The organism is Microtetraspora sp. AC03309 (assembly GCF_020826795.1).
Taxonomy (GTDB): Bacteria; Actinomycetota; Actinomycetes; order Streptosporangiales; family Streptosporangiaceae; genus Microtetraspora; species Microtetraspora glauca.
Genome location: NZ_JADDIL010000070.1, coordinates 36,537 through 49,895, shown reverse-complemented (window position 1 = coordinate 49,895; position 13,359 = coordinate 36,537). Strand labels below are relative to the sequence as shown.

Genomic DNA, 13,359 nt, shown 5'->3' with positions numbered 1-13,359 from the left:
ACCGGCGGCGTCTGGACCCTTGAGTCGACCACCGCCTAACCGCAGGGCACCCACCCATGCACGACAGGCTTAGACCAAGATCTTCAGCGGTCTTCTAGACGACGAGATCATCGTCCATACGGCAAGCTCCTTCAGGCGCTGCTCAACGCCGAGAACTACACCGTCCAGCTGCGTGATTACGTGGATGCCTACCGGGCCATCATGGGCTTCGCCATGCAGGCTGCCAAGGCAAGGCCGGACCTGGACCTGCTGGCCACGGCGCTCACGTTGGCCGAGGGCCTGCGCACCGGCCACGCCGCATGTCTCCCCTGGGCGCTGGCGGCGTTTCGCGCCGCCGCCCGCCCGCAGGAGCACGGATTGCCACACTTGAGCGACTGGAACAGCTCAACTGCTTCGGCCACGACGGGGTGGCTGTCCACCAGCGGGCGTGTCTCGACATGCTCGCCAGCGGGTCATCGGGTGGGGTGAGCGCCGCGCCTCGACCAAGGTGTGTTCCCATCACGGGGAGAGCCCGGCTCGGTGAAGCTGGTGATGCCCCCGGTTCAGGGTGGCGACCACGTTGCGCGGTCAGCACCTGGGCGCATTCCTCGGCGGTCGGCGACGGCAGCACGCGCTGGCGAGGCCCTGGTCATCATCGCGGAGCAGTTCCGTCGTGGGACGGCCCGTAGCCGAAGTGCGGATCATACGCCCATACCATAATCCAAGATTCTCCAGGGATCGGCGGCAGAACGTTTTCCGACCGAGTAGCTCCAATAGGAGAACCCCTCGTCGTCGGTGGCGAGCGAGAACCCCACCCGAGCTTTCAGCTTAGCTTTTACCGTAACATAGATGATGCCCACCTCATCAACATTCGAGTCAGCTTTAATCTGCACTTCAGAAATGTCCACCCAGTCACAGAAGGGGCTCTCGTAGAGCGATTCTTGCGAATTAAAAAAGTTGCTGGACGACAGCTTCTTCGCAGCTTCCTTGTCACGGCTGACGACTGCCCTCAGATATGCTTCGACAACTTCAGTGGGGCTCGCACTCTCCCGTGGTAAGGGGATGTGCCGTCGCACAGGGTTGATCACATGGCAGCCCGCCACTTGACAGTCAGGGCAGTTCTCGTAAACAACAACGGACAGCAGGAGCGCGCCTACGGAAACACCGATCCACCATAATCTCGACATGCGCCGGACGCCTTTCCGCTGATTCTGGGACATCTATTCTCCGATCGTGCCAGGGGTGCGGCGAAGTCTTGCCGCACCCCTGGCATCAAGTGTTCATCTATTGATGCGAATGGCGTACACCTTGCCCTGGGGATAGTGATCCTTCCACCACGCGAACCCCTTAACAAGGGAGCGATAGGCGCCTGCGCCAGTGTGCTGAGCGTAGTAGATGCCGTACCAGGCGGGCGTTCCTATGCCTGGGCGGTTACGGGTGACGACCGAGGCGTGACCGAAATTCGTTCCCTTGATCGAAAAGAGCAAGATGTCTCCGGGTTGCACCTGCGACCAACTGGGGACGAAAGTGGCACGCCCGCGCAACTGCACGAAGTGCTTGTAGAAGAGGTTGACTCCGGTCCATGAATAGGATGTCAGGAGGTTGTGTGGCCAGTTCTGATACCAGTAGTACGGATCCTTTCGTTCCGTCAGTCCGGAGAGTGGCCCTGCCGGCACTGACATCCTGGCTCGCCCACCGAAATAGATGGACTGGGATACGAAATTAGTGCAATCGTTCTCGTATTCGGGTTCGTCATAGGCATGTTCAAGGGCCCAGAGTTTGATCCCGTTGCGGTCGATCAGCGATGAGGGCGCGGGTGGGTTGGAAGGGCCATCTTGAGAGCCCACCACAGGGAAGCCCTTGCCGTCGACCGGCAGGGACGGCGCGCCAGCGGGGATGGTGGCTGTGGCGCTGAAGAGTTGCGCATTCCCCTCTCCGCCCTGAATAGCATCTTCTGTGGAAAGCCCGTCGGACTCCCCCGTCAGGCTTGCGTCCGTCCCTGCCCGGAACACGTAGTCCCGGGTGCTCTGGAAGCGCTCTGAATTGATCTTCTCGTCTGCCGTGCCCTCCTGGCTCACATAAGTCACTTCGATATCGGTCTTGGCATGGACGACGATGCGCCCGGTGTCCGTGAACAGGGTGACAAGCGACTCATCGATCGTCACAGTTGAACTGCGCTGCGTCAGACCATGGTCGGCAGCGTTGCTCACCCATGTCGACAGGTCGCCGCCCACGCTGTGGATGATGGCTCGGACCAGGGCTGCTTGGCTGCGCCCTTCCAGGGCGGATTCGACATCCGGGGCGGTACCCTCCTTGATCGAATTTTGGACCTCGTGGTACTGCCGTACGGCATCGATGTACTGCTGAACGCTCTCAGGCGACGTCTGTGTTGTGATCTGTGCGCTCTGCCGCCAAGGCCCCGCGCCATGCACTGTGCGGGCCCGCACTTGGAAGCGGTAATGCGTTGCATCAGCAAGCCCTGTGATCACCGCCTCGTGCCCGGTGGCGGATACCTCCTTTACAACAGTTCCGTCGGAGGCGAGTGCCTGAATGTCGTAACCGGAAATGCTGGCCGCCGACGGGGTGACGACGTAGAAGGAGGTCATCCGGTCGTTGGTGTGCTCGCCGATGCTCATCTGCACCGGGTAGGGGCTGCTCTGGACGATGTCGAGGGCCCGGCCGACCTGCTCCAGCGTGCCCACCTCGATCATCAGGTGCCCGATCCCAGAAGGAATCCCGTCGAACGTCCCGAAGGCCGCGGTGTGGTGGCGGGGGTTGCAGTGCAGGAAGAACGCTTCGTTCCCGCCCATGACGACCGTGTCGCTGAGACGGAAACCGAGCACATCCCGGTAGAAGGGGGAGGCCTTCGCCGCGTCAGAAGAGAAAAGGAAGACGTGGCCGAGACCGAGTTCGCCGCACACGAACCTGACGCCGCGCGGCGACACGAACGGCTCATTGCTGATCTCGTGACCGACGTGCGCCTCGATGAGGAACCCGTCGCCGTCCTTGAACGTGACCAAACGCTGGACGCGGCGGGCACGGGCCAGTTCGGCGTCCTCGGTGACCTCGATCCCCTCGTCGGTCAGGTCGGCGACGAGATCGTCCAGTGCCTGGGGCGTCGCGACCTCGAACCCGATCGCCAGCAGCGCGTCGTGCCCGGCCGGCCCGTCCTGGACCACGATGCGGAACGCGCGCTCGTCGGTCCGGAGCAGTGCGGTCGAATCGTCCGGTCCGGCGACCAACTGGGCACCGAGCACCTCGGTGCCGAACTCCTTCCACTGTTGGAGCGGTCCCCGGAGCACGACGTAGCCGAGGGATTCGATCTTGCTCATGTGTCTCCTTGTGAGCGGTTTCGCGACGGACTCGTCGGTGCCGATGAGTATGTGCCGCCGGTCACGTCAGCCCGCCGCCGTGTTCCGGCCGCTGGAACCGATCCTCTGAGACACACGCGCAACCACCGCTTCAGGCGGTTCAGGGGATAGCCGCGGTGGCCTCACAATCCGGGTTCCAGTGTCTGGAACACCTTGGCGCCGCCCCGGCCCATTAGCCCTAAAAGAAGGGCATGACTGACACCGAAACCACTCAGGTCGATCGATTCGTCGACGTCCCGAACTTCCGCATCCACTACGTCGAGGCCGGCACGGGGCACCCGGTCGTGCTGCTGCACGGCAGTGGTCCAGGCGCCACCGGACTCACCAACTTCGCCCCGAACATCGGGGCGCTGGCGAAGAAGTTCCGCGTGATCGCGGTCGACATGCCCGGGTGGGGCGAGAGTGACACCCAGACCGAGGAGACCGGCCGCGATCACCCGAAGGTCCTGATCGACTTCCTGGACAAGCTCGGCATCGAGAAGGCCGCCCTGGTCGGCAACTCGATGGGTGGGGTGACGTCCATCTCGACCGCGATCCTGCACCCGGAGCGGGTCTCGCACCTGATCACCATGGGCGCGCCCGCGCCCCTGCAAGGCATCTTCTCGCCGGGTGGCGGCATCACCGAGGGCCTCAAGGTCCTGCTGCACGCCTACCGGGAGCCGACGCCGGAGAACATGAAGCGGCTGGTTCAGGTGATGTGCTTCGACCAGACGGTCGCGACCGACGAACTGGCCGCAGCTCGTTCGGCGGCCGCGCTAGCTCGCCCCGACCACCTGGAGAGCTGGAACTCGCAGTTCAACGGGCCTCCCAAGCCGTCGCCGTACTGGCACCTGGCCGGGCGGGAGGCGACCATCACCGCGCCCTCGTTGATGATCCACGGGCGTGACGACCGGGTCGTTCACTACGAGAACAGCCTGCACTTGGTGGCCCGGATCCCGAACAGCCGCATGGTGCTGCTCAACCGCTGCGGCCACTGGGCGCAGATCGAGCACGCGGCGGAGTTCAACCGCCTGGTCTCCGCCTTCATCGAGCAGTGATTCGCCGACTGCTCGGGTGATCGGGACATGGTCGGCGGTCATGCCGCGACGGCGAACAGGCCGACGTCGTCCATCCGTCAGACCATGCGGATCCCGACTCGCTCGGCGCGGCCGGCGATCAGCACGACATCATGGCCTACCGCCTCACCTCGACCCCGGCCAACCCGCAAGCCGTCCTGGCCGGGGTCGACCGGTCGCCTCAATGCGCGGTTTCAGGGTCGGGCGACGTCGACGACCGCACGGCTACCTCACATCAGCAGGCTCACGAGGGATCACACAGGTGATCGGCGTCGCGGTGGCATACACGTTCCTGTGTGGCGTGATCGGGATGATCATCTGAGCGGGCGGCAGAGATCTGGATCCGTTTACCCTGTCGCCGTGGGCACCGACATCTACGGCTTTATCGAGGTTCGTCACCTGTCCGTTGGTAAGGATTGGCATGAGGGGGAGGCGTGGGCAGTGTGCATGCGCCTCGACGTGCTCTATGAGGGCAGTGACTACGCGGCGTTCGGTTGTCTCTTCGGCGTCCGTGACTGGCTCGGCTGGACCCCGGTCGCGGCCGAGCGTGGCCTCCCGGCCGACGTGTCGGAATCCGTTCGTACCGAGTACGAGCGCGATGCACGGCTCGATGACGCCATACACAGCTGCACGTGGGTCTCGTGGGCGGAGCTTCGTGAGCTGGACATGACAGTCCGTCCGGCCGCACGGGGGATGCTTGAGATCCACCCAAGACCTTGGATGATCGAGCGGTATCGGATCGATGACCAGTGGCCCGATGAGGTTGTCGAGCAGTACGGCATGCCGCCGCTGGGCGCCTCGCCCGTCGAGGCCCCGGCAGGGCGCTGGGAGGTTGCCGGGGCGACACTCGAATACGGCCCGGTGACACGACTGGACGTGCTGGGCCCGGGCACTGGGTGGGAACACGTCTTCGAGGTGATGCGGGCGTTGGCGCAGCGGTTCGCGCCTGACGGCGTGCGTCTTGTCGTCTGGTTCGACTGACGACACCACGCGAGGAGGAAGAGAGTCACCGGCGGAGGGGACTCAGGGCAGCGTCTTCGGCAGGCCGGCGGGCGAGGGGATACCCCGCAGTGGCCTGATGCGCCCTTTCCGAGATCACAGAAGACCGCCGGATACCGGAGAACGCTTCCGATATTTGTTGGCATGACGGGATACTGCCGCAGTGGATCAGTACCCCGGAGACGCCGGAGAGATGGAAGCACCGCCCCACGGTGGTCCGCGAGGGCGCCGCGGCCGGTCGTCATTGCTCCTGGTGGGCATTCTGCTCGTCTGCGGAGTGATCGCGTTCGCCGGATATCGAATGCTCTCCTCTGGAGGGGAGAACCCGAATCGACAGGCGATGTCCGTCTTCCTGTGTGCGGCCGAGGACCTCTATCGCGCGTGTGAGGGCAGGGGGGTCGCCACCGACCCGGAGAAGCGCGTGATCGAACAGCGTATCCGCGCGATGCCCGAGGTGACCGACGTACGGTTCAGAAACCGCCAGGAGAGCACCCCGGACAGTGGGCTCATCGGTGCGTTGAAGCGCGGGATGAAACCCTCAGCCCTCCCGGAGTCTTTCCGCGTGGTTCTGGCTGATCATCGCGACCTCCCCGAAGTCAAGGGGAAGATCCGAGCCTTACCGGGAGTCTCGCAGGTCATACCGGACCAGCGCCCCGAAGACGCGCAGCGGAAGCGGGCGGAAGCGGAGAAGAAACGCGATGAAGTCACGATCTCCCTCCTGAACTGCGACGGCAGTGAGGCGAACAGGGACGCCATTGGTAGAGCGCTCCGGGCGATGCCCGAAGTGAAGTCCGTTGAATTCATTGATCGGAGCAAGGCATGGGCGCAATGGCTTGAGAGCAATGATGGCGAAACGCTCGGCATGGCTCCTGAGGACATGTCCGGGTCCTTCATCGTCAGGGTGCCGGATCTGACCCAGATCAAGGCGTTCGTCGCCAAGGTGAAGGCGATGGAAGGCGTGACGTTCGTCATCGCCGTGCAGGATGTGCTCGCCTATCAGGACGCCGAACAAGGTCGCTGAGTCGATAACGGCGAAGGAAGAGGCGAGCTGGTGGGCTTGCACGATCGTTCCCCAATGTGTGGCAACTCATCCATCATCCCGAAGAGCGCGGGCCCGGATCACTTTCGTATCGCGAAAGGCAACTGCGGGCGGGGCGGCGGACGTCGATACTGAGCCATGACTGTCCGCCTGGGCATCATGGGTGGCACCTTCGACCCGATCCACAACGTGCATCTGCTGAAGGCCAGCGAGGCCGCCCCCCGGCTCGACCTCGATGAGGTCGTCTTCATCCCGGCGGGAAGCCCCTGGCAGAAGGACCTGCGCGAGGTCTCGGACGCCGAGGAACGGTACGCGATGACGAAGCTCGCCGTCGCGCCCGACCCCCGGTTCTCGGCGAGCCGGATGGAGATCGATCGGACCGGTCCCACCTACACCGTCGACACGCTCCGCGAGCTGCGGCGCCTGTACGGCCCCCGAGCCCGGCTGTACTTCATCGCGGGCGCCGACGTCCTGGGGTCGATCGGCACCTGGCACGAGGCATGGTCCCTCAAGGAGCTGGCGCACTTCGTGTTCTGCTCGCGGCAGGGGTACGAACTGGCCGACGGCGCTCTGCCGCTCCGCGGCCGCGTGATGCTGCTCCACGTCCCGGTTTGGGAGATCTCCTCCACGGTGATCCGGCGGCGGGTCAGCCGTGGCCAACCGATCCGCAATCTGGTGCCCGACCCGGTGGCGGACCACATCGTGCGTCGCGGTCTGTACCGAGCAGGAGCGCACTGAGTTCCGTCAGCCCTTCGTCCGATCCCTCCACCGCGGCCACCGTCGGACGCCGCACCGCGAAGATCCGCTGCGCCGCCTCGGACGGCGGCCCGCATTGAAGCCACCAGATCCGCTCCCGTTCCGCCCGGCGCAGCGCACGGCGGAGCGGTACGTCCCAGCTCGCCGACCAGCCGCAGACCAGCAGGTCGAAGCCGGCGAACACCCGGTCGAGCAGGTCGTCGATCACGCCGTGGTAGGAGTGCGCGGCGCGCGCGGTGTGCCGGATGCCGATGTCCCGGTAGTCACCATGCAGCTTGAGCAGAACCACCCCGTCAAGGCCGATCCGCGCCAGCGCGTCGAGATCGTAGGCGATGTCGAAGGGCACCCCCGCCTCGCGCAGCGCCCGCTCCAGCAGGCGATCAAGGTTGGTGGTGAGGATCGGTCCGACGAAGCCGGCCGCGGCCATGCGCCCGATCGCCCGATGCGCGGGCGTGGTCGAGGGCCGGTCGAAGATCGGATCAGGCAGGGCATCCGTACCGTCCCCGACCATTCCGAAGTAGTCGGGAAAGGTTTCGAGCGCCCCGAGGTACCAGGTGACCGGATCGGGGCCGGCGTCCTCACCACGCCGCCGGGCCAGCCCCCGCAACAGATCCTGCCCCGTCGGCACCCCGGCCGACTGCGACACCCCCGATCCGGCGAGTACGGCGATCGGCCGGGCCGCCGCGCGGATCCCGGCGGCGATCTCCTCGATCACCGGGTGTACCGGGCGACGCGCAGCCGGTGCAGCCGTTCGGCCAGGTCGGAGGGTCGTGGGAAGTCCACCAGGGGCAGCCAGGTGAGGCCGTCGACTTCGTCGGGAGCCATCGCGCCGCGGATTCCGCCGACCAGCGCGGCGACGGTGTCGGTGTCGCCGCCGAGGAGGACGGACGCGCGCAACGCCGAGTCCAGGTCCGTCGTGGTGCCCAGTACGTGGACCACGGTGGCGGCCGTCTCCAGCGCGTCGAGGGTGACACCGTCGGCCGGGGGAGCCCAGGTTCCGGCCAGCGCGGCGCGTACGGCGGTGGGCTCGCCGTACCGATCGGCGACCCAGCCGGCCTCCGTCTCGGCCGCCGCGAGGACGGTGTCGAGGCTCACGCCCTCGATCGCCCAGGCGGCCATCGCGGCGACGACGCAGGCCGCGGCGATGGACTCCGGGGCCCGGTGGGTGGCGATCGACAGCGTCTCCACCAGGTGGCGGTGCAGCCGGGGTGAGTCCGTACGTCCGGCAGGGGTTCACCGAAACGGCGGAACCCCGCTGCCGAGGCGGGGTCCCGCCGGGTTTCCGGCCAGATCGCTCAGGAGGAGCGGTCGCTCACGGAGTTCTCGACGTCACTGCGGACCACCTTGCCGGTCGCGTTGCGCGGCAGCCGTTCCGTGGTGATCCGCCAGCGGGACGGCACCTTGAAGTAGGCCAGCTCCCCCTGGGCGTGGGCCCGCAGGTCGTCCTCGCTGACCGGATGCTCGCCGTCGGTGACGACCACGGCCATGACCTCCTGGCCGAGATCGGGGTGGGGGACGCCGATCACGACGCACTCCAGCACCGCGGGATGCTCCGCCAGGACGTTCTCGATCTCGGCCGGGTAGACGTTCTCTCCACCGCGCAGGATCAGGTCGGAACGCCGGGTGGTGAGGCGTATCCGCCCCTGCTCCATCACGCCGATGTCGCCCGTGTGCAGCCACCGGTCCGCGCGTATGGTCCGGTCGGTGGCCTCCGGGTCCTTCCAGTAGCCGAGCATGTTGAACGGGCTGCGGACGCAGATCTCGCCCTCCTCGCCCTCGGGTAGCGGCTCGCCCAGCGGGTCGCGAATCTCCACCCGTACGGTCATGATGGGACGGCCCAGCGTGCCGGGCGCCTCCGCGAGGTCGGCGGGCGTCGCCGCGGCCACGGCGGTCGAGGTCTCGGTCAGCCCGTAGCTGTCGACCAGGGCGTCCTTGGCCGGGGGGAACGCCCGGCGCAGCCGCTCCTTGAACGCCGTCGAGGACGGCGCGGACGCCAGCGCGAAGGACCTCAGCGAGGAGAGGTCGTACTTCGACAGGTCGCCGTGCTCGATCAGCCGGTGCGCCATCGTGGGCACGGCCCCCCAGTTGGTGACCCGCTCCTTCTCGATCAGCCGCAGCACGCGGTCCACGTCGAAGGCGCCCTGGTGCATGACCACGGCGCTGCCGGTCGCCAGGCGGGGCACGGCGAGGTTGTGCAGGCTGGCGATGTGGAACAGCGGAAGGGCCAGCAGATAACGCCGGTCGGCGGGGTCGGACGGGTCGCCGAACGCGCGCATCATGGCGTCGTTCATCCGGTGGTACTCGATGACCGACGTCACGTTCCGGTGCGAGTGCACCGCGCCCTTCGGCCGTCCCGACGTCCCGCTCGTGTAGAGGATGACGGCGGGGTCGTCCTCGGCGACGTCGGCGATCGGGAGGACGGCGTCCGGGTGCAGGCGGGCCAGCCGGGGGATGTCGTCCTCCATGGTCAGGACGGTCACGTCGTCCTCGACCAGCGCGGCGCGCTTGGCGTCCGCGATGACCACGGTGGGCTCGTTGTGGTCCAGCGCGTACGCGACCTCCCGGCGTGACCACCAGGCGTTGTATCCGACGGCCACGGCGCCGAGCGTCACCGTGGCCCAGAACGAGACGATCCAGGCGGGGGAGTTGGCCGCGTTGATGGCGACCCGGTCGCCGGGGCGCACGCCGTACTCGTCGCGGAGGGCGGTGGCCAGCGACGCGACCTGGGAGAGGTGCTCGGTGAAGCTCAGCCGCTCGCTCGCGGTCACGATGTAGTCGCGGTCGCCGAACCGGGCGGAGTCGGCGAGGACCTGTCCGAGTGACCTGGCACGGTTCTTGTAGACCTGCATGCGTGCGCCGAGGACGTCCTCCTCGGCCAGTTCGAAATCGCCGCCGGGACCGGTCAGGCGGGCCATGATCTGAAACGCTGCCGCTCTCGGATCTGTCGACGTGGACATCGATTGCCTCTCGTGCCGGCGGGAATCCGTCTTGTTGGCCGCCCATTCTGGCTTCCGCACGCGCCGCGAAACGGGTCTTCCCGGTCACCGGGACTGCGATACGAATATTCTCTCAGTCTCCGCCCGGCGCGTCCGGTGCCCGCAGCAGGGCCGCCATGCTCACGGTGAGATCGGAGACGACCTCGTCGAGAGTGGCGGTGGGACCCGCGGGTGAGGACCGCCGGCGCTCGTGGTCTGCGAGAACCCGGATCACGATGACGGCCATCCACCGGGTCCTGCGTTCGAACACCGCCTGGGGCAGGCCGGGCAGCCGGAGCCGTAGCTGCGCCAGCATGTACCCGATGCCGGGATGCTTCTGGCCGCCGTACTCCCGGGGGTCCTGGATCATCGGATGGTCGATGACGCCGGCGAGGAAGCGGAGATACCAGCTCTGCCGTCCGGGCCGCGTCGTCGATTCGGCGAGCGGGGCCACGAGCAGCCGGATGAGCGCCTCGACGCCCGGCGGCTCGCCGGCCGCCCGGAGCTCTTCGACCAGTTTCATGCGCCGTTCGGTGATCGGCGCGGAGCGGTGGTGCGCGATGGCCGCGATCAGCCCGTCCTTGGAGCCGAAGTGGTATTGGGCGGCCGAGTTGTTGCGCTGGCCCGCGGTCACGCCGACCGTGCGCAGCGAGACGGAGGCGATCCCGTTCTCGGCGAAGAGCCGCTCCGCCACCTCGATCAGCCGGATCCGGGTGTCCTGGTCCAGAGCCGCGTCGGCACCCGCCTCGTCCGGAGTCACGGGAGACGCCGTTCGGAAAAGAGGCTATTGATCAGATAAGGCACATGTCTTATCTTGCCGTAAGACACGTGCCTTACCGATATCGGGAGGTCGAGTGACGAGCGGGCGGACTCCGGGCGGAATCGACGGGACGGCGACGAGCGCGACGGGAACCACGCGTCCCAACGTTGTGGTCGTCCTCCTCGACGACGTCGGGTTCGGGGCGGCCCGGACCTTCGGCGGTCCGATCGACACGCCGGTGCTCGACGCGCTCTCCGTCGAGGGGCTGCGCTACAACCGGTTCCACACGACCGCGATCTGCTCACCCACCAGGGCCTCCCTGCTCACCGGCAGGGATCCGCACGTCACGGGTGTCGGTACGGTGCTGAACTCGGCCAACGGCCACCCGGGATACGAGGGCGTGCTCCGGCCGGAGGCCGCGTCCGTCGCCACCGTCCTGCGGCGGAACGGCTACGGCACGGCCGCGTTCGGCAAGTGGCACCTCACCCCGCCGTGGGAGTCCACCCAGGTCGGTCCGTTCGACCGCTGGCCCACCGGGCAGGGGTTCGACACGTTCTACGGCTTCCTCGGCGGCGAGACCGACCAGTACGACCCGACGCTCTACGAGGGCACGACCCCGGTGGCCCGGCCCGACGTGCCCGGTTACCACCTGACCGAGGATCTGGTCGGCCGGGCCGTCGACTGGCTGCGGCTGCGGACGTCGCTGACCCCCGGCCGCCCGTTCTTCCTCTACCTCGCCCCCGGCGCGACCCACGCGCCGCTGCAGGTCCCCGGAGCGTGGAGCGAGAAGTACCGGGGGAGGTTCGGCAGGGGCTGGGACGTCCTGCGCGAGGAGACACTCGAACGGCAGAAGCGGCTCGGCGTCGTGCCCGCGAACACGAAGCTGACGCCGCGGCCCGGCGAGATTCCGGCGTGGGACGGCCTCGGCGACGGGGAGAAGGCGGTCGCGGAACGCCTGATGGAGGTCTACGCCGGGTTCCTCGAGCACACCGACGCGCAGATCGGGCGGCTGGTCCACGCGCTCAAGGAGAGCGGGCGGTTCGACGACACGATGTTCTTCTACGTCGTCGGGGACAACGGCAGCAGCGCCGAGGGAGGCGTCCCCGGCAGCGTGAACTACATGGGCGCGCTTCAGGGACTGCCGGAGAGCGTCGCCTCTCAGCTCGACCTGCTCGACGAGATCGGCGGGCCGAACACCTACCCGCAGTATCCGGCGGGGTGGGCGTGGGCGCTGACCGCGCCCTTCCAGTGGGTGAAGCAGGTCGCCTCGCACCTCGGAGGCACGCGCAACCCCCTGGTGCTCACCTGGCCGGCCGGGATCGCCGGCAGGGGCGGCCTGCGCACGCAGTTCTCCCATGTCAACGACGTCGCGCCGACGATCCTCGAGGCGGCGGGGATCGAGCCGCCCACGGAGGTGGACGGCGTCGTGCAGGTGCCGATGGACGGCACCAGCCTGGTGTACACCTTCGCCGACGCGGACGCGCCGGAGCGGCACACCACGCAGTACTTCGAGGTGTACGGGCACCGGTCGATCTACCGCGACGGGTGGATGGCCTCCGCCCACCACGGCGGCCTGCCGTGGTCGATCGGGAGGCCGGGCGCGGACCGGCCCTTCGAGGACGACGTCTGGGAGCTCTACGACCTCGAACGGGACTTCAGCCAGGCCGACGACCTGGCCGCCGCCGAGCCCGGGAAGCTCCGGAGGATGCGGGCGCTCTTCGATCGGGAGGCCGCGCGGGCCGGCATCCTCCCGCTGCGCGACGCGCGCGTCGCGCGGACCCGGATGCCCAATCTGGCGCGCGGCAGGCGGCGGTTCACCTACCACCCCGGCGCCGTCGGCATCCCGGAGTCCAACGCCCCCCGCGTGGTCGGCAGGTCCTGGTCACTGCGCGCCGTGATCCGTGTCGACGCCCCCGGCGCGTACGGAGTGATCGCCACGATGGGAGGACGCGCGGCCGGCTGGGCGCTCCACCTCGACGACGCGGGACGGCCGGTCTTCGTCTACCGCACCTTCGCGATGGCGTACCTGAGGCTCACCGGCGATGACGGTCTCGGAGCCGGGCGGCACACGATCGACGTGGTCTTCTCCTACGACGGCGGGATCGCCGCGGGGGGCACCGTCACCCTCGTCGTGGACGGCGTCGCGGTGGGGGAGGACCGGATCGCGGTGACGCCTCCCGCGGTCTTCTCCATCGACGAGACGTTCGACATCGGCCTGAGCACCGGGTCTCCGGTGGGCGAGTATCCCGCGCCCTACCCCTTCACCCGCGGCACGCTCGAGCGGGTCGACATCACCCTCGAGTAGGGAGACTCCCGACCCTCGGCCGAGCGGACGCGTCGATCGGTCATTTCGCGGCGCTCTTTCCCGGTCACCGGGATCCCCGCGCGGCGTCCGCACCGTCGTCGAAGAGTTGCTCCCGGTGAG

11 protein-coding genes are annotated in these 13,359 nt (G+C 67.6%); 5 read left to right on the top strand and 6 right to left on the bottom strand.

Annotated features, from left to right (window positions below; all coding sequences use genetic code 11):
- Positions 1-680 precede the first annotated feature (680 nt).
- Positions 681-1,199 carry a hypothetical protein gene (locus tag IMZ11_RS32595; RefSeq protein WP_228646250.1) on the bottom strand — a complete coding sequence of 173 codons (519 nt, stop codon included), beginning with the start codon at positions 1,197-1,199 and terminating at the stop codon, positions 681-683.
- 60 nt (positions 1,200-1,259) lie between these two features.
- Complete coding sequence (locus IMZ11_RS32590) at positions 1,260-3,311, bottom strand: VOC family protein (RefSeq protein ID WP_228646249.1); 2,052 nt, start codon at positions 3,309-3,311, stop codon at positions 1,260-1,262.
- Positions 3,312-3,541: 230 nt separating this feature from the next.
- On the opposite strand from IMZ11_RS32590, the gene IMZ11_RS32585 reads away from it, so the two are divergent.
- From IMZ11_RS32585 to nadD, 4 genes are all read left to right on the top strand, one after another.
- Positions 3,542-4,387 (top strand): alpha/beta fold hydrolase, encoded by an 846-nt coding sequence (locus IMZ11_RS32585; RefSeq protein ID WP_228646248.1) that lies wholly within the window; start codon positions 3,542-3,544, stop codon positions 4,385-4,387.
- Between the two features lie 378 nt (positions 4,388-4,765).
- Positions 4,766-5,386, top strand: coding sequence for a hypothetical protein (locus tag IMZ11_RS32580; RefSeq protein ID WP_228646247.1), 621 nt, complete (start codon positions 4,766-4,768; stop codon positions 5,384-5,386).
- Between the two features lie 271 nt (positions 5,387-5,657).
- Entirely contained in the window at positions 5,658-6,425 is a 768-nt protein-coding gene (locus IMZ11_RS32575) for a permease-like cell division protein FtsX (RefSeq protein ID WP_228646246.1), read from the top strand.
- A gap of 156 nt (positions 6,426-6,581) precedes the next feature.
- The gene (gene nadD, locus IMZ11_RS32570) at positions 6,582-7,181 is read left to right on the top strand and encodes a nicotinate-nucleotide adenylyltransferase (protein ID WP_228646245.1); all 600 of its coding nucleotides are present in this window, start codon (positions 6,582-6,584) and stop codon (positions 7,179-7,181) included.
- Here the strand turns inward: nadD and IMZ11_RS32565 are convergent.
- The 4 genes from IMZ11_RS32565 to IMZ11_RS32550 all read right to left on the bottom strand — a co-directional run bounded on the left by IMZ11_RS32565 (position 7,090) and on the right by IMZ11_RS32550 (position 10,934).
- Positions 7,090-7,914, bottom strand: coding sequence for an SIR2 family protein (locus IMZ11_RS32565; RefSeq protein WP_228646244.1), 825 nt, complete (start codon positions 7,912-7,914; stop codon positions 7,090-7,092). The genes nadD and IMZ11_RS32565 overlap by 92 nt on opposite strands.
- Complete coding sequence (locus IMZ11_RS32560) at positions 7,911-8,387, bottom strand: ADP-ribosylglycohydrolase family protein (protein WP_228646243.1); 477 nt, start codon at positions 8,385-8,387, stop codon at positions 7,911-7,913. Before IMZ11_RS32560 ends, IMZ11_RS32565 begins: the two co-directional genes overlap by 4 nt.
- 107 nt (positions 8,388-8,494) lie before the next feature.
- On the bottom strand, positions 8,495-10,114 hold the full coding sequence (locus IMZ11_RS32555) for a class I adenylate-forming enzyme family protein (protein ID WP_228646242.1): 1,620 nt from the start codon (positions 10,112-10,114) through the stop codon (positions 8,495-8,497).
- Between the two features lie 154 nt (positions 10,115-10,268).
- Positions 10,269-10,934: a TetR/AcrR family transcriptional regulator gene (locus IMZ11_RS32550; RefSeq protein WP_228646241.1), complete on the bottom strand. Its 666-nt coding sequence runs from the start codon at positions 10,932-10,934 to the stop codon at positions 10,269-10,271.
- A gap of 94 nt (positions 10,935-11,028) precedes the next feature.
- Here IMZ11_RS32550 and IMZ11_RS32545 point away from each other — a divergent pair, with 94 nt between their 5' ends.
- Entirely contained in the window at positions 11,029-13,239 is a 2,211-nt protein-coding gene (locus tag IMZ11_RS32545; protein ID WP_228646240.1) for an arylsulfatase, read from the top strand.
- Positions 13,240-13,359: the final 120 nt, after the last annotated feature.

Excerpts from the sequence above, each read along its gene's own strand:
- IMZ11_RS32590 (WP_228646249.1), bottom strand. The coding sequence starts at position 3,311 with ATGAGCAAGATCGAATCCCTCGGCTACGTCGTGCTCCGGGGACCGCTC.
- nadD (WP_228646245.1), top strand. The coding sequence starts at position 6,582 with ATGACTGTCCGCCTGGGCATCATGGGTGGCACCTTCGACCCGATCCAC.
- IMZ11_RS32585 (WP_228646248.1), top strand. The coding sequence starts at position 3,542 with ATGACTGACACCGAAACCACTCAGGTCGATCGATTCGTCGACGTCCCG.
- IMZ11_RS32555 (WP_228646242.1), bottom strand. The coding sequence starts at position 10,114 with ATGGCCCGCCTGACCGGTCCCGGCGGCGATTTCGAACTGGCCGAGGAG.
- IMZ11_RS32595 (WP_228646250.1), bottom strand. The coding sequence starts at position 1,199 with ATGTCCCAGAATCAGCGGAAAGGCGTCCGGCGCATGTCGAGATTATGG.